Annotated in this window: 16 protein-coding genes and 2 tRNA genes; 3 read left to right on the forward strand and 15 right to left on the reverse strand. The window is 62.5% G+C overall.

Features of this window, described 5'->3' with window-relative positions; translation table 11 throughout:
• Positions 1 to 126: 126 nt before the first annotated feature.
• Positions 127 to 1,914: a bifunctional diguanylate cyclase/phosphodiesterase gene (locus BM116_RS11290; RefSeq protein ID WP_083724761.1), complete on the forward strand. Its 1,788-nt coding sequence runs from the start codon at positions 127 to 129 to the stop codon at positions 1,912 to 1,914.
• A gap of 60 nt (positions 1,915 to 1,974) precedes the next feature.
• Positions 1,975 to 2,691: a substrate-binding periplasmic protein gene (locus BM116_RS11295; protein WP_083724759.1), complete on the forward strand. Its 717-nt coding sequence runs from the start codon at positions 1,975 to 1,977 to the stop codon at positions 2,689 to 2,691.
• 264 nt (positions 2,692 to 2,955) lie between these two features.
• Here the strand turns inward: BM116_RS11295 and BM116_RS11300 are convergent, their stop codons facing one another.
• The 3 genes from BM116_RS11300 to BM116_RS11310 form a co-directional block, all read right to left on the reverse strand.
• Complete coding sequence (locus BM116_RS11300) at positions 2,956 to 3,660, reverse strand: BamJ family beta-barrel-assembly machinery protein (RefSeq protein WP_083724757.1); 705 nt, start codon at positions 3,658 to 3,660, stop codon at positions 2,956 to 2,958.
• Between the two features lie 153 nt (positions 3,661 to 3,813).
• Positions 3,814 to 3,890, reverse strand: a tRNA-Asp gene (locus tag BM116_RS11305).
• A gap of 15 nt (positions 3,891 to 3,905) precedes the next feature.
• Positions 3,906 to 3,981: transfer RNA gene (locus BM116_RS11310), tRNA-Val, on the reverse strand.
• Positions 3,982 to 4,229: 248 nt separating this feature from the next.
• Between BM116_RS11310 and rdgC the strand changes: the two genes are divergently transcribed.
• Positions 4,230 to 5,147 carry a recombination-associated protein RdgC gene (rdgC, locus tag BM116_RS11315; RefSeq protein WP_083724755.1) on the forward strand — a complete coding sequence of 306 codons (918 nt, stop codon included), beginning with the start codon at positions 4,230 to 4,232 and terminating at the stop codon, positions 5,145 to 5,147.
• Between the two features lie 476 nt (positions 5,148 to 5,623).
• On the opposite strand, the gene bamD is transcribed toward rdgC, so the two are convergent.
• Genes bamD through gspD form a run of 12 tightly spaced genes read right to left on the reverse strand, consistent with a single transcriptional unit; the run spans position 5,624 to position 16,341 of the window.
• Positions 5,624 to 6,256 carry an outer membrane protein assembly factor BamD gene (gene bamD / locus BM116_RS11320; RefSeq protein ID WP_169847230.1) on the reverse strand — a complete coding sequence of 211 codons (633 nt, stop codon included), beginning with the start codon at positions 6,254 to 6,256 and terminating at the stop codon, positions 5,624 to 5,626.
• 14 nt (positions 6,257 to 6,270) lie between these two features.
• Positions 6,271 to 7,026: a type II secretion system protein N gene (locus BM116_RS11325; RefSeq protein WP_083724751.1), complete on the reverse strand. Its 756-nt coding sequence runs from the start codon at positions 7,024 to 7,026 to the stop codon at positions 6,271 to 6,273.
• Entirely contained in the window at positions 7,023 to 7,508 is a 486-nt protein-coding gene (gspM, locus tag BM116_RS11330; RefSeq protein ID WP_083724749.1) for a type II secretion system protein M, read from the reverse strand. The genes BM116_RS11325 and gspM overlap by 4 nt, the downstream gene beginning before the upstream one ends.
• The gene (gspL, locus tag BM116_RS11335; protein WP_083724747.1) at positions 7,505 to 8,728 is read right to left on the reverse strand and encodes a type II secretion system protein GspL; all 1,224 of its coding nucleotides are present in this window, start codon (positions 8,726 to 8,728) and stop codon (positions 7,505 to 7,507) included. The genes gspM and gspL overlap by 4 nt, the downstream gene beginning before the upstream one ends.
• 19 nt (positions 8,729 to 8,747) lie before the next feature.
• On the reverse strand, positions 8,748 to 9,548 hold the full coding sequence (gene gspK, locus BM116_RS11340) for a type II secretion system minor pseudopilin GspK (RefSeq protein ID WP_083724745.1): 801 nt from the start codon (positions 9,546 to 9,548) through the stop codon (positions 8,748 to 8,750).
• Complete coding sequence (gene gspJ, locus BM116_RS11345; RefSeq protein ID WP_083724743.1) at positions 9,545 to 10,165, reverse strand: type II secretion system minor pseudopilin GspJ; 621 nt, start codon at positions 10,163 to 10,165, stop codon at positions 9,545 to 9,547. The genes gspK and gspJ overlap by 4 nt, the downstream gene beginning before the upstream one ends.
• On the reverse strand, positions 10,162 to 10,551 hold the full coding sequence (gene gspI, locus BM116_RS11350) for a type II secretion system minor pseudopilin GspI (RefSeq protein WP_083724741.1): 390 nt from the start codon (positions 10,549 to 10,551) through the stop codon (positions 10,162 to 10,164). Before gspI ends, gspJ begins: the two co-directional genes overlap by 4 nt.
• Entirely contained in the window at positions 10,538 to 11,080 is a 543-nt protein-coding gene (gspH, locus tag BM116_RS11355) for a type II secretion system minor pseudopilin GspH (RefSeq protein WP_083724739.1), read from the reverse strand. Before gspH ends, gspI begins: the two co-directional genes overlap by 14 nt.
• Entirely contained in the window at positions 11,080 to 11,553 is a 474-nt protein-coding gene (gene gspG / locus BM116_RS11360; RefSeq protein ID WP_083724737.1) for a type II secretion system major pseudopilin GspG, read from the reverse strand. The genes gspH and gspG overlap by 1 nt, the downstream gene beginning before the upstream one ends.
• A gap of 2 nt (positions 11,554 to 11,555) precedes the next feature.
• A complete protein-coding gene (gene gspF / locus BM116_RS11365; protein ID WP_083724735.1) occupies positions 11,556 to 12,767 on the reverse strand; it encodes a type II secretion system inner membrane protein GspF in 1,212 nt (403 codons plus the stop codon).
• Positions 12,768 to 12,769: 2 nt separating this feature from the next.
• Entirely contained in the window at positions 12,770 to 14,284 is a 1,515-nt protein-coding gene (gene gspE, locus BM116_RS11370) for a type II secretion system ATPase GspE (protein ID WP_083724733.1), read from the reverse strand.
• A gap of 2 nt (positions 14,285 to 14,286) precedes the next feature.
• Positions 14,287 to 16,341, reverse strand: a complete 2,055-nt coding sequence (gene gspD, locus BM116_RS11375) for a type II secretion system secretin GspD (RefSeq protein WP_083724731.1) — start codon at positions 16,339 to 16,341, stop codon at positions 14,287 to 14,289.
• Between the last annotated feature and the right edge of the window lie 2 nt (positions 16,342 to 16,343).

Raw genomic sequence — 16,343 nt, forward strand, 5'->3', positions numbered from 1 at the left:
GCGGGCGCTGTCATAACACGGTCACAAAGCACTAGCACACTGCCATGATCAGGACTCATGAAAGCGTGCCCGACGACACTATTCCGGGCGGCCAGGTAGGGCCAAATTCACATGCCTGGACTAACTATGACCGTATCAGAACAACGTCAGGCCCTGATCACCATCTTGAATCGGGCCGCCGTCACCCCCCTCTTCCAACCCATTGTTTCCACCCTGGAAGAGCGCGTCGTTGGCTTTGAGGCTCTCAGCCGCGGCCCATCCAACAGCCCGCTGCACTCCCCGCTTACCCTGTTCGCCGCCGCGCGCCACCACGGCATTCTGACCGAACTGGAAATGCTCTGCCGCGAGCGCGCGATCAGCCGCTTCCGCAGCCTTGGCCTGCCGGGCAAGCTGTTTCTCAACGTATCCCCGGAAAGCCTGCTGGAACAACAGCACTACCGTGGGCAAACCCTGGCACTGCTGGAAGCCAATGGCCTGACAGCGGACCAGATTGTCATCGAGCTGACCGAGCAGGCGCCGATTGAGGACCTCTCGTTGCTGCAGTCGGCGCTGCATTACTACCGGGATATGGGCTTCTCCATCGCATTGGACGACCTTGGAGCCGGCTACTCCAGCCTGCGCCTGTGGTCAGAGCTGCAACCCGAGTACGTGAAGATCGACCGGCACTTTATCGACGGCATTCACCGCGACCCGGTAAAACGGGAATTCGTCAGCTCCATTTTGCAGATGGCCAAAGCGTCGCGCGCCCAGGTCATCGCCGAAGGCATTGAGCAACAGGAAGAGCTCGCTGTGCTGTCCGACATCGGCATCGATTGGGTACAGGGCTACCTGCTCGGGCGCCCCGACAGCCACCCCGAGCTGAACGACAGCAAACTGAGCGCGATACTGGATCAGCGGCAAACCAGCGGCAACGACGACGCCCCTATTCACAGCCTGCTGCTGCCGGTCAGCGGCGTGCCCGAACATACCAAGGTACAAGCCGTACTGGAGTGCTTCCAGCAGCAGCCCACTCTGAACACCCTGGCGGTGGTCGATGAGCAACAGCGCCCGATTGGCGCAGTTCAGCGGCACGCCCTGAGCCAGACCATGCTCAAGCCCTTCGGCCAGGAGATCTACAGCCGCAAGCCGATCCGTCAATTGATGGACCCGGACTGCCTGATCGTAGATATCCGCCAGAGCCTGCAGCGGGTCAGTCGCCTGCTGACCAGCCGAGCCAGACAGCGACTGGAAGATGACTTCATCATCGTTGACCAGGGCATCTACAAGGGGCTCGGTCGAGGCATAGACGTGCTGCGCCAGATCACCGAGCTGAAGCTGCAGCAGGCGCGTCACGCCAACCCCCTGACCCTGCTGCCCGGCAATATCCCGATTCAGCAGTGCCTGCAGCGCCTCTTGGAGCGCCAGGTAGACGCACGCCTGTGCTACCTCGACCTGGACAACTTCAAGCCCTTCAACGACATCTATGGCTACGGCAAGGGCGACGAGATTCTGCTGGGGCTGGCCCAATTGCTGCGTGAACTCTGCGACCCGCGCTGCGACTTCGTCGGTCATATCGGTGGCGACGACTTTATGCTGGTCATGCGCAGCGACGACTGGCACGTCCGCCTGCAGCAGCTGGACCAACGCTTCCAGCAACTGTGCCGCACGCTGTACCGCGACGAGCACATTCAGGCCAACGGCTTCACCGCCCCGGACCGCGAAGGCAAGTGGCGACACCACGACCTGCTCAATCTCTCGATTGGTGTCATCTCCCTGCCCGGACACCAGGCCAACCTGTATGACGCCGCGCGTCTGGCCGAACTGGCCTCCCGCGCCAAGCACGACGCCAAGAAGCAGCGCGGCTTCAGTGTGGTCCTGCAGCATCCCGGGCAGCCCCAGCGCGAAGAGGACGCGCCGCTCAACCTCTGCAACTGATTGCCACCAATGTTCTATGCTTGAAAGCAGAACCGTGCTTGCGAGGCTGTCGTGAGATTGATGATTCGCTGCCTTATCCCGCTGTTGGGCTGGAGCACCGGCTTGCTGGCCGAGCCGCTGGTCTGGGGCTACTCACCTTCCGATCCGCCTCCCTACGTCGAGATGACAGGCGCGGAGCTGGACAACAGCGTCACCCGTGACCTGGGCGAGCTGGTGGCCGCCAGCCTGGGCCGCAGGCTGTCCTTTGTCGCCGTGCCCAACAACCGCATCGAGGACGCGCTCAAAAGCGGGCGCATTCACCTGATCTGCAACACCCAGCCCCAGTGGCACAGCCAACCCGAGCTGCTGCACTGGTCAGCCGTACTCTATGAAGATGCCGACGTACTGGCCACCCCTGCCAGTCAGCCCGCGCCACAAACCCTGGCCAGCCTGCAAGGCGCGCTGGTAGGCACCACCATCGGCTATCACTACAGCAGCGAGTTGACGCGCGCGTTCGAGCGCGGTGACCTGGTAAGGCGCGATGTCCGCAATATAGAAACACGCCTGAAGATGCTCGAGCGTGGCCGCCTGGACGCCAGCATCGACCTGCGCCGGGCCCTTAGCTACCAACTGCACAAGCACCCGGCAGACATTCGCGTCAGCGACTGGCCACTGGAGCACTTTGCCTTGCGTTGCGCTGCTCCCAAGACGACCGCCGGCAGCGCCGATCTGGTCGAGGCCATCGACAAGCTGCTGGCACGCGGCCAGATCCAGCAGATTCTCAATCGATACCAGTGATGCCAGGTTACCCACAGGATCTGTGGATAACTCTGTGAAGAAAATCAGGAAAACTGCCTCAAACGCCCGTTTATATGCGCCTGCAGACAATCCGCGCATATTTTAACCAATGAAAAATTTGCATGTTTTTCAGTCAGTTACGGCGAAGGAGGGAACCCAGAAAAGCGGGGGAAAGTAAATAGCGAGTGTTACCGAAAAATGTGCATAACAGTAACACTGAAACGCCCGAAGGCCTTGCCTCGGGCGTTTCGACGTGTTACCGGATCACTCTTCTTGTGACTTGATGGAGACCAGCTCCATATCAAACACCAGAATGGAATTCGGCGGGATTACCGGGCTCGGGCTGCGCGGGCCGTAAGCCAGCTCGGCAGGAACGGTGACGGTCCACTTGTCACCAACGTGCATCAGCTGCAGCACTTCAACCCAACCCGGGATCACACCAGCAACCGGCAGCTCTGCCGGCTCGCCACGCTCAAGCGAGCTGTCGAACACGGTGCCATCAACCAGACGGCCTTCGTAGTGCACGACAACAACATCGTCTGCCTGCGGCTGCGCTGCGTCTTCATCACCCGAGGTCACAACCTCGTACTGCAGGCCTGAGGCAGTGGTGGTCACGCCGTCTTTGGCGGCATGCTCTTCCAGGTATTGCTTGTTGGCATCCAGGGCTTCGTTGGCTAGCGCCTCTGCGCGCTCCTGAGCGCGCTGCTGCAGCGCATTGAAGGCGTTGGTCAGCTCTTCATCACCTACCCGCTGTTCCTGCTTGCCAAGGGCGTCCTGCAGCCCCAGGGCCAGTGCTTGCGGATCGATATCGTCCAGACCGTCCTGCAACAGGCTCTGGCCCATGTTAAGGCCGATGCCGTAGGAGGCTTGCTGGATTGGGGTGGTGAGTTCCGGTTGTTTTTCCTTGTCGCACCCGGCCAGAACAAGAACACCGACTGCAACGCTGACTGCCAGCAAATTACGCTTCATGCTTACCTCAATAGACAGACCCGACACGGGCGAAAGAGTAAGCAGGCAGCTTAACAGGGCTTGCAGGTGCAGGCTACCGGGACAACAACGAATGTGAATCTGTACCGAAGGCGGGAAAACAGGATAAAACAAGAGTACTGCAGGAGGGGGAAATGGCGCAGCGGACGGGACTCGAACCCGCGACCCCCGGCGTGACAGGCCGGTATTCTAACCAACTGAACTACCGCTGCGCTATTCTTCTCGAGTGGTGGGTGATGACGGGATCGAACCGCCGACCCTCTGCTTGTAAGGCAGATGCTCTCCCAGCTGAGCTAATCACCCGTTTGCTCTCGAAGTGGTGCGCATTCTAGGGAGCTTTTCCGGATCTGGCAACACCTTTTTCAAAAAAAAATTCAGGTTATTTCAATATCTTATTCCAACCCCCGGAAACACTGGCTGCCAACCGATGGCTGAGGCACTATTGGGCGCTTTCCCCGGGAAGCACAATCGAACCAACCCGCCCAATAATGGCCGAGGCGGTTCCTTTGCTTGTTGCTTCCCAAGACCTTAGCAACAGAAAGGACAGCACCATGTGGTTTCGTAACCTGCTCATCTATCGCTTCAGCCAACCCGTCCCCTTCAGCGAATCCGAGCTGGTCGATGCGCTCGAACAGAAAGCCGCCCGCCCCTGCGCCAGCCAGGAGACCCATACCCTTGGCTGGACCACGCCCTGGGGACGTCATTCGGAAAACCGCGTAGAGGTCAGCAATGGCTACTGGCTGATCGCGATGCGCAAGGAAGAACGCATCCTGCCGGGCAGCGTGGTGAAAGAGGCGCTGGCCGAGAAGGTCGAGGAAATCGAGAACCGCGACGCACGCAAGGTCTACAAGAAAGAGCGCGACACGCTCAAGGACGAGATCGTCATGTCGTTGCTGCCGCGCGCCTTTACCCGCACCCAGACCACCTTTGCCTGCATCTGCCCGGCCGAAGGCTGGATCGCGGTGGACAGCTCCAGCCACAAGCGCGCCGAAGACCTGCTCAGCCTGCTGCGCGAGTGCACCGGCTCCCTGCCCGTGCGCCCCCTGAACGTAAAAATCGCGCCTGCCGCCTGCATGACCCAGTGGGTGAAGGAAAACCAGGCACCAGAGCAACTGCAGATCGGCGACGATTGTGAACTGCGGGATACCAGCGAAGACGGCGGCGTGGTGCGCTGTAAGCGTCAGGATCTGGCCAGCGACGAAATCCAGCTGCACCTGAGCGCCGGCAAGCAGGTAAGCCAGCTGATGCTGCAATGGCAGGAAAAACTCAGCTTCAGCCTGGACGACAAGCTGACACTCAAGCGCGTGAAGTTCGAAGACTTGCTGCGCGACGAAGCAGAGGAAAATGGCGGCGACGACATGCTCAGCCAACTGGACGCCAGCTTCACCATCATGTCCAGCACACTCAGTGAACTGATCCCCTCGCTCACCAACGCCCTGGGTGGCGAGGACATCCCGCAGGGTGTCTAAGACCGAGTAACGCCAGACCACCGTGTCGAGGCTTACCGACCGGGCCCGGCTGTGCCGAGATGCGCAGACGGGCCCGGCCTCCCACTGCCCTCGTTTTTGCTCCCGAGCAAGGCTCGTACAACCCCAGACTGCAGCGACCAATGACCCGCTAAAAACCCCGCAAGCCCGCCACTACAAGGGTTACAGAGAGCTATCCACAATATCTGTGGATAACTTTGTGGATAGCCTGATCAAAAGCACCTCAAAGCTATAGGGACTGGGCCACCCGCTCAGAATGGTTAAAATTTAACCTATTTTTTCCCCTTTAAAATCAATGACTTATTTTGCTCGCAAGAATATCAATCACTTAGATCCATACTTGACGAATTCATGACAGCACGCCCCAAGCTTGTGCACAAACTTGGGGACGCCAGCCCTGATCTAGGGCAAATTTTGAGCAAAACAGGCAATAAAACGCTTGACTCGGAAGGGGTAAATCAGTCTTGAGCGCTACGCTGATCGATCAACCAGGCGATGGCTGAGGTTGCCGCGGGAGTACGCGGATAATTCTCCCGCAAATAGCGCATGCGACGCTCAGCGCGCGCCTGCTGTCCGTGCTCGGCATCCACCAGCGCCAGGTCATATTCGGCCTGCGCCATGCCCTGCAAAATGGACTCCATGCGCTCAGCCAGCTCACTGCGATACTGTGATTGCGGATAGGCTCTTACAAAGGCAACCATTTGGCCATGGGCCGCGCGCCCCTGCTCCAACCGCTGCTGACTGTCACCCGCCGCCAGCTCGAAGCGCGCATAGGGGATCAACGCCGCCAGGTAGGCCGCATAATCCTGATCTGCTCGCTGAGCGAAGCTGTTCCGATAATCGCTGAGCAACTGCTCGCTGAGCTCAAGACGTGCATTGGTCAGGCATTGATAGGCTGCCTCAAGATGCAGCGGCGCCTGCTGCGCGGCGATCACCTGGGCAGTCAGGTCCGGCGTACACTGCCCCATGCTCAGCCGCGCCCGCAGATCAGCCAGCGACGACTCACTCGGCTGGTTTACCCGGTTACCGGCGCAACCAACCAACACCAGCGCCAATGCCATCACTCCGGCAGATCGCACCACCGCTCCCATACTCCACTCCTTGCTCATTGCAAATTAGCCCGCCAGCGTATCCAACCCTCGGCGTCCGGACGCCCGAGCAGGCTCAGCCCCTCAGCGAGCGAGGAATCAGCCTCCGGGCGTGCCTGCAGGCGCGTATCCAGTTTCAATGGTGCCGCCGGCTGCCAGCGGGCAGTACCCTGCAGGCCCAGCGGGCCACCGTTGTCGGCCAGCGTCATCACCAGCCAGCCATTGTCCTGGCTCAACTTGGCACCCAGGTCACCCAGCGCCAGCGGGTTGGGTAAGCCGCCCCCGGCATTCTGCCAGCCAATGCGCCCGGTCGCCCGGCTTACTTCTCGAAAATCCTGCAGTTGTAGCTCACTGATATCCAGCAACCAGTCGCCCTGCAGTACAAAGGGCGCCTTGTTGACCTGCGCCATGCTGGCCGCATCAAGATAGCCGTTGACCTGCTCAAGGGTGATGCTGCCAAGCCCTGCGCGAACCAGTGCGCGCACCTGGCCCTTGCGTGGTTGCCAACTGAGGTCCAGTACCACTTCACCACGCAGCAACCCACCCGGCTGCCAGTCCCAGCTGAGGGCGCCCTGATCAATGCCCGCAACCTGCATGCGCGCCACCTCACCCTGCCACAGCGTGCCCCGCAACCCGGTCAGCTCGACGCGGGTTGGCAGATACCCTTTTAACGATTGCCAAACCAGCGTGGCCGGCAGATTGGCCAGCAGGGTCGCCAACAACACCAGCGTCGCCAGCAACCACAACCTTTTGCCTCGTATCCAGCCGCTCATTGACCACGCTCCACCAGAATACGGGCGGCGACCTGGCCCGGCGCCTCTGCCACGTCGATGGACAATTGCGACACCTGCAAGCCCTGGCGCAGCTCCAGGTCGGCCAGCCAGCTCATCAGCGAATCAAAGCCCACCTGGTCAAAGCTCAGTCGCGCGCCATCACCTTCGGGTTGCACGCGGGTCAGAGCCTGACGCAGCCCTGCCGCGTTGGCGGACACCTCAATCAGCGTCAGCACCGAGCCCTGGGCCGGTGCGCCAGCGGACGCGGGTGCCAGGCGGGCGCGGCGACGGACATCATCAGCCACCTGATCCATCCACACAGCTTCAGCTGAGAGCCATGCAACCTCGGCCCGTAACGCACTGCGCCCCTGTACCAGCGGCTCCCAAATGGCCACCCAGACAACAATCAGCGCGAGAATCACGCCGCCGCCCATGAGAATAAACCGCTCTCTGGCGGCCAGCCCCGCCCACCAGGCCTTCATGACTCACTCCTTGCAATACGTATCCGTGCGCTGACGCCGCCATTTTCCGAGTCGGCGCCCTCCAGGCTCTCGGTAATACCCGCGCTGCCCGCCAAGGCCGCACGCAGCTTTTCCAGCTCGGCAAAGCTGACCACCTTCAACTCGACATCCAGCGCATCGACGCTACCGCGTAACTGGCGTATTTCCACTCCGGCCTGCCCCTTCACGCTGGCAAAGAAGGCATGCAACAGCATGCCGGCACCGGCCTGGACCTGGCCGCTGGAGCCCTGCAGTTGCTGCTGAAACTGCACCAGCGGGTCCTGCATGCGTGCGCCCGGCAGGGCGCGGGAAAAGGTTGCATCAATCTGGCTGCGCAGGGCGTCGCGCTCTTCAACCAGAGCCGCGCGCTCGGCGCCCAGCCAGCCAATGGAGAGCAGCAGGACCACACCGGCTGCAGCCATCACCGGGCGCAATTTACGCCAGGGCGGCGCCGCCATACTTACCGCATAAGGGCCGGTCAGCAGGTTGAAAGGTGCCGCAGCGCTCAGTTGCTGCTGCAGACTCACAGCGGACTCTGTGGGTGGTGCGGTTACCAGTCGGGTGTCGGCAGGCAGGCACGCCTGCAAGGCGTCAACTTCGCTAGCCGGCGCCTCCAGCACCCGCTGCTCGGGTGCCAGCGTCTGCAGGCGGTTGCCCAGCCAGAAGGGCAGCAGCGCCTGCTCCAGCAACACCGGCTCCTCATCACCGGCGCAGACCAGCCAGCCCGGCGCCTGTGGCCAGTCCAGGGCCTGCAGGCGCAGCCCCTGACTCGGCGCCTGGTCAGCGTACAGCGCCGCCAACGGCAACAGCGCTTCAACCCGCAGACCGGCTTGGGCAAAGCGCTCGGTCCAAGCGGTCATAACGCTGTGTTCTACAACCGCAGCGCTGACGCGGCCATCGCTGCGTCTGGGCCCCATGACGATGTGCAGGTCGTCCAGCTCCTGACTCAGGCGCTCTTCCAATGCGTAGGGCAACGCTGCACGCAGGGCGGCGGCGCGCTGGCCCGGTAGCGTCACCCGGTGCAGCCCGACGCCCTCGGGCAACAACGCGCGCACCCGCTCTGCGGCAAAGCGCTGGCGCAAAACGCCAAGGCTGTCGCAGCCTTGCTCAAGGGGTTGCCCCTCCCGCCCCAGGCGCCACCAATGCAATGGCCCGTCCTGCTCGGAGGCAGCGGCTACTGCGGTCAAAAGCACTATCAACATGCACGCATTCCTGTTGTTGTCACGGCTCGCAGGCCGTCTGTTCGCGCAACACTACCTTGCCATTTGGCGCATCCAGCAGTGTGCACTGATAAAACTGTCGTTCGCCGAAGCTGGCCACTATCTGCAGACGCATGAACCAGGGTGCGTCACCGCCGGCCCCCTGTTCGGCAAACACCTCCTGCATCAGATCGCTGCTGCGCTCCAGATCAATCGGGCTCTGATCCGACGGATAGGCCGTCACATAGGGCGCCAGCGCTTGCCAGGCCTCGCTGGTCATGCCGCTGACAGCGTTGAGTTCCGATGCCACCAGCATGGTGCGATTGGCCGACAGGCGCGGCGGGATATCCAGCTGATACACCGCGTCATCGGTTTCCGGATCCATCCAGTCACTCACCGCCAGCGCCAGCTGACTGCCTGGCGGCATGCTCACACCACTGTCACGGCCGACCCGATCCACCAGTTGCGCGAACAGCGCCAACTGCCGTTCGTCACCACCGGCCAGAGCGTTGAGATTGAAGCGACAACGCATGTCGTCCAGCGTGGCCTGCAGCTGCACCTGATCCACCTCAAAGGGCAACACCGGCGACAGACAGGTGTCCCAGATGAGATCGTCCGGGCCATCGGCCTGCTCCAGAATCTGCAGCACCATTTTTTCTGCGCCGAGGGCAATTTCCCGCGACAGGTCGCGCTCGAACACGGCGCTGCTGCGGCGAATGTCCGCCTGCCCGCGCATGGCCATGCCCACGGCGGCCGTCACCGCCAGCGCGACAATCAGCAGCGCGGTAATCAGGGCTACGCCCTGCTGCCGTTGGCGCTTCATTGGCTCACCGCAATCAGGCGCCGAATCTGCCCCAGGCGCGGCAACTCCAGCACCACCTCAACGGCCAACGGCAACTGGCTGGACTGCGGGTCCTGATCGGCCTGCGGCCAGCTGTCGACCCGCTCCAGTCCGCTGGCGCCACGCACGATGAAATGAAAGCCGCTGTCCACACCCAACTTCTCCTCTTCGCCCACCAGCTCGGCAAACGGCTGCATGCGACGGCTATCTGCATCAGCGATATCCACACCGGGCCACAGATCACGCTCAAGCCCCCGCTCAGTCAAGCGCCAGGCCGTGCGCCGCAAACGCTCGGTGCCGCCAGCGCCGGCTCGTACCAGCTCCAACAGCGGGTAATCGTCGGAGCCAGGCACCAGGCGCAGCGGCGGCAGGCGATCGCCAAACTCGTCACGTACGCGGATATCCACCAACTGCGACAAGTCGCGCTCCAGCACGCTCAAACTGACCTGCAGGTCCGCCAATACCTGCGCGTGCTCACGGCTGACCTCGTTCACCTGCAGCACCGAACGCAGCCCCTGATAGGCAACCACACTCATGATCGCGAACACGGCCATCGCCACCAGCAGCTCCAGCAGGGTGAAACCCTGTTGCCGCCTCATGGCAGGACAAACCCGCTGACCAGCGCCCGCTGTTCAGTCTCGCCGCCGGGCATCAGCCATACCCGAATATCGATACGCTTGACCGCCGGCAACGGAAACGGCGCCTTGGCCGTGTAATCGCTGATGCTGGCCTGGTAACCAAACTGGTACGGCCCCATGGTCGTATCCCCACGCAGATCGCCATCGCTGGCTGGCCGCATGCCGGATTGGTACTCGGCCAGCAGGTTGCTGCCAGCCCAATGGGCCAGGGTACGCTCCTGCAGATAGGCACTGTTGCGCGCATGGTCGCTACCCGCTTTCACCAGCGCAGCCAGCGCCACGGCCAGAATGGTCAGCGCCACCAGCACTTCGATCAGGGTAAAACCGGCGTCCTTACGGGCGTTCACTGAATACCTCGATCTGGCCGTTCAGGTCGGTCCTGATATAGCGCTTCAAATCGCCCTTGGTTTCCGTCAGCACAATCAGCCCCGGCGTCATTTCGCCGGTATTGCCCAGGCGTATCTGGGGTGTCCAGGTGGTACTGCCGGACAGCCGGCCAGCCTGCTCGTCGGCCTCAAAGTCCAGCTCGATCAGCCCCTCGGTCAGCCAGTGCGGGCCGAGCTGCGGGTCCTGTACGGGCCGCCACTCACGGCTGGCGTCATCCAGCAACACCAGATCCAGCACGCTGTAACTGTCACGCCGTAACCCCAGCGCCCGCTCGTTGCCCCCACTGATCAGGAGTTCGTCGCGCGCCAGACGCAATACCGCGGCCAGGCGATCGCTCTCCTTGCGCAGCTCCCGCTCCGCGCCGTTACCCAGCGACAGGGTCGCCAGGCCGGCAATGACGCCGATCAGCACCAGCACCACCAGGACCTCGATCAGGGTAAAGCCGGCACTGGCGGCAGACGCCGGCCGACGGGCGGGAGAGGCTGACATCAACGTTCGCTGTTCTGATTCTGGTCCAGGTTCCAGTTGCCGATATCGGCGTTGTTGTCCGTACCGCCGGCACGGCCATCGGCGCCATAGCTGTAGAGGTCAAACAGGCGACCGTCGCGACCCGGGGTCTGGTACTGATAGTCGTTACCCCAGGGGTCCTGCTGCAGGCGGTCCAGATAACCACCGTCACGCCAGTTGCGCGGCGCATCCTGGCCGGTCGGGCGCTGCACCAGCGCACGCAGCCCCTGCTCGGTGGTGGGATAGCCGAAGTTGTCCAGTCGATACAGGTTTAGTGCGCTTTCGATAGCGCGGATATCGCTCTGCACCTTGGTCGTACGCGCCTGATCCGGGCGGTCCATGACCCGCGGCACCACCACGGCGGCCAGAATGCCGAGGATCACCACGACCACCATGACCTCGATCAACGTAAAACCGCGCTGCGCCGCGCGGCCCAGGGATTGCTTGTGGGACATCATCAGTTCACCAATTGGTTGAGTTCAAAGATAGGCAGCAAAATGGCCAGCACAATTACCAGCACCACTGCGCCCATGGTCAGAATCAGCAGGGGCTCAAATACCCCCATTACCATCGCGATACGCGCTTCCAGCTCGCGTTCCTGGGTTTCGGCAGCGCGCTCCAGCATGCTGTCCAGGGTGCCGCTGCTTTCGCCGCTTTTGATCAGGCTGAGGGTCATCGCCGGAAAGTAGCCGCTGCGCTCCAGCGCCAGCCCTACCCCGGCGCCCTCGCGCACCCGCTGGGCGGCAGCAGACACGGCCTCGCGCATGGGCAGGTTGGAGATCACACTGGCGCTCATATTCAGCGCATCGAGCAGAGGCACGCCGCTACCCGCCAGAATATTGAGGGTCCGGGCAAAGCGAGCGGTGTTGAGGCCTCGGGTCAGGCGGCCGATCAGTGGCAGGCGCAGTAGAAAGTCGTGCCAGCGGCGCTGGTAGGCCGGCTTTTTCAGCAGCGTGCGCGCGCCATAAACCAGCCCCACCAGCACCAGCAGAATGAGAATGCCCCAGTCCCGCAGGGTGTCGCTGACGGCTATCAGCGAGCGGGTCAACAGCGGCAGCTCCTGGTTCATGCCGTCAAAGACCTTGACCACCTCCGGCACTACGTAGGTCAGTAGCGCCACAGTCACCAGCAGTGCCACGCAGGTCAGAATCGCCGGATAGAACATCGCCAGCTGAATCTTCTGACGCATGGCGTTCTGCGCCTCGACGTTGTCAGCTAGCCGCTCCAGCACCAGGTCCAGACGGCCGGCCTGTTCACCGGCTGCAATAGTGGTGCGGTAGATCACCGGGAAGACCGACGGGAATTCACCCAGCGCGTGGGCCAGCGGCAAGCCTTCCATCACGCGAGTGCGCACCGCGGTCAGCGCCGAGCGCACCCGGGGCGATTCGCTTTGCCGGGCGACGGTAGCCAGTACTTCTTCTATTGGCAGACCAGCGCGCGCCAAGGTCGCCATCTGCCGGGTCGCCAGCGCCAGCTCCAGCGGTTTGATGCGCTGCTGAAAAACCGGCATACGCAGCAGCGCCTGACGCTCGGCGACCTGGTTGACCGACATCGGCGTAAGCCCCTGCTCGCGCAGGCGACTGCGCACCTGACGCGGCGAGTCACCCTCCTCTACCCCCTTGCGGGTGCGGCCAGCGCCATCCAGTGCGGTGTATTCAAAGGCAGGCACCCTCAGTCCTCCCGCGTCACGCGCAGTACTTCTTCCAGGGTGGTATCACCAGTCAGCACGCGGCGCAGACCATCCTGACGAATGCCCATCTGCGCCAGTCGAGCGTGACGTACCATCGCCTGTTCGCTGGCACCGTCATGAATCAGGCCACGCAGGGTGTCGTCGATCTCGACCAGCTCATAGATACCCGTCCGCCCGCGATAGCCGGTGCCGTTACAGGCAGCGCAGCCGGTCGCGCGATACAGCGTTGGCGGCTGCTCGGCCGGTACACCCATCAGCCGGCATTCGCTGGCACTGGCCTGATGCGGTTCGCGGCAATCCGGGCACAGGGTGCGCACCAGCCGCTGGGCCAGTACGCCGTTCAAGGTCGAGGACAGCAGAAAGGGTTCAATGCCCATGTCACGCAGACGGGTAATGGCGCCGACAGCGGTGTTGGTGTGCAAGGTAGAGAACACCAGGTGGCCGGTCAGACTGGCCTGAATGGCGATCTGCACGGTATCCACGTCACGGATCTCACCCACCATCACCACGTCCGGGTCTTGGCGCAAAATAGCGCGCAGGCCACGGGCAAAGGTCATGTCGACCTTGTTGTTGATCTGCGTCTGGCCGATGCCGTCGAGGTAGTACTCGATCGGGTCTTCGACGGTAAGGATGTTGCGGCTGCGGTCATTCAGACGCATCAGCGCCGAGTACAAGGTCGTCGTTTTACCGGAGCCGGTGGGGCCTGTTACCAGCACGATGCCGTGGGGCCGACTGATTACCCGCTCCATGGCGTCGTAGTGCTCGGTGCACATGCCCAGCTGACGCAGTTCCAGGCGACCAGCCTGCTTGTCGAGCAGACGCAGTACCACCCGCTCGCCGTGCCCGGACGGCAAGGTCGAGACCCGCACATCAACTGCCCGGCCAACCAGTCGCAGACCGATACGGCCGTCCTGCGGCAGGCGTTTTTCGGCGATATCCAGCTTGGCCATGACCTTGATGCGCGAGACGATCACCGGCGCCAGCGCGCGCGGCGGCTCCAGTACCTCACGCAGCACACCGTCGACCCGCAGGCGAATCGACAGGCGGTTTTCAAAGGGTTCGATATGGATATCGGACGCATTTTCCTTGACCGCCTCGGACAGCAGCGCGTTGATCAAACGAATGATCGGCGCCTCATCCTGGGATTCCAGCAGGTCTTCAGGCTCGGCCAGCGACTGCGCAACCGAGAGCAGGTCAGCATCATCGCTCAGCCCCTCGACAAACTGCATGGCGTCATTGGCCGAGCGCTCGTAGCGATCACGCAGGCGCGCAGCAAAGCTGTCATCGTCCAGCACCACCGGCAGCAGCGGGTGCCCCAAACGGCGACGCAGCTCCAGCAGGCCCTGCGGATCGCAGTCGGCGCGCACAAAGACTTCCATCTGGCCGTCGTCACGCAGGCTGCCGGTCAATACCCCGACCCGCCGGGCAAAGCGGTAACCGGTGTCGGTCGGCGCGCTGGCAGGCGCCACCTCGGAGAGGATGTCCGACTCGCTCATGATCAGTCCCCGCTCGCAGCCGGCGGCGCGCTGATGCTCGCCGGAGGCGTACCCTGCATGGCGTTTTCAAACGGCGGCGGCAGCGTCAGCAGGTAGTTCCAGTCAGGCAGAATCGGCACGCCATCGCCCACATCCAGGCGCCCGCGACGATTCTGCTCGGCCACCTGCTGGTCACGAATATAGCTGTACTTGCTGTGGGTCAGGCTCTGCGCGACGGCCGAATCCCGCACAATCACCGGGCGCAGGAAGACCATCAGGTTGCGCTTTTGCAGCGAGGCCGTGTCATAGCGGAACAAGCGCCCCAGCCCCGGCACATCGCCAAGTACCGGCACCTTGTCGGTGGTTTCTATCATCTGGTCGTCAATCAGGCCGCCCAACACGATCATCTGGTTGTCATCGACCATCACATGGGTCGTCAGGCTGCGCTTGTTGGTGATGATATCTGCCGCGCCGCTGACCCCGGGTGCGATCTGGGATACTTCCTGGGCAATCTCCAGGCGTACGGCGTCGCCCTCGTTGATCTGCGGACGGATCTTAAGGGTAATACCCACATCTTCACGCTGAATGGTGTCAAATGCCTGCCCGGAATCCTCCACCGAGCGGCCGACAATAAAAGGCACGTTCTGGCCGACGACGATTTCGGCTTCTTCATTATCCAGCGTCAGCAGGCTGGGCGTGGACAGGATGTTGCTTGCGGTGTCGCCCTGCAGGGCGTTGACCAGCAAGGCAATCTGGGTGCTGCCAATGCTGCCGATACCGCCCAGGCTAATGCCGTTGCCGAGCGACGGCGGGGTGCTCACGTCCCCTTCCAGGAAGGCGTTCACACCGGCGGCAAGGTCAACGATGCCGTTGCCATTGCGGTTGAAGTTGATGATACCGACGCCCGAATCCTCGCTGCCGATGCCCCACTGCACGCCCAGCTCCTTGGCGCGGTCATAGGACACCTCGGCAATCACCGCCTCAACCAGCACCTGAGCGCGGCGGATATCCAGCTGGCGAATAATCGAGGACAACTCGCGCGATAGCTCCGCCGGGCCATAGATCACGACCGAGTTGGTGCTCTCGTGGGCTTCGATACGTACCCGGTTCTGCTCGGCCAGGTTGGTGCCGCCACTGGTGCTGGAGGAGCTCATGCCGCTGTTACCCACCGAGCCACTGCTGTTGTTGCGCTCGCGCCCCTCGGCGATGCCGCGCAATACCTCGGCCACCTCCTCGGCTTTGGCGTAGCGCAAATAATGCACCTGGGTGTTGCCCTGGTTGCCAGCCACATCCAACTGACGAACCACGGCGCGCAGGCCGGCACGGGCCTCCGGGTCACCGCGCAGAATGACCGAGTTGGTGCGCTCGTCGGCAATCAATTTGGGGCCGCGGGCAAACTCTTCGGCCGGGGCATTGGAATCCAGCCCCTGAACGATGCGCACCACATCCAGCGCCGAAGCGTGCTGCAGCGGCAGCACTTCAAAGTCTTCCATTGATTCGCGATCAATGCGCGAAATCAGCGATTTGATACGGCGCACGTTGGCCGCCGTATCGGCAATCACCAGCGAGTTGGACTGGGCCGCCGCAGCCAGGTGCCCGCCCTTGGGCACCAGCGGCCGCAGGATACGCACCAGTTGCCCGGCATCCATGTTGTTTACCGTCAGCACCTCGGTGATGTATTCGTCACCGGGCGTGTTGTCTCCAAGGGTGGCGACCTCGTTCTCCTTGGCCTGCACCTCAGGCACGATACGCACCAACCCGTCGCTGCCGCGCACAGCGGCAAACCCTTGGGACTTGAGCACACTAAGGAAGATGTCGTAGAGCTCGTCGCGCCGAATCGGCTGACCAGACACCACGTTGACCTCACCACGCACGCGAGGGTCAACAATAAAGTTGATGCCGGTTTCCTGGCTGACTATCTCGATCAGGCCGTTGATGTCCGCATCACGCAGGTTGAGGACCAGGTCCTCCCCGTCTGCCGCTGCCCCTGCGGTCTGTGCCGCCAGCGGACCGCTCAGCGCCCCCAACCCCAATGCCAGCGCCAACGCCAGCCGCTGCTTCCGAAACTGCATCGACATCT

Origin of the sequence: Halopseudomonas pachastrellae (genome assembly GCF_900114765.1) — a bacterium.
Lineage (GTDB): Bacteria > Pseudomonadota > Gammaproteobacteria > Pseudomonadales > Pseudomonadaceae > Halopseudomonas > Halopseudomonas pachastrellae.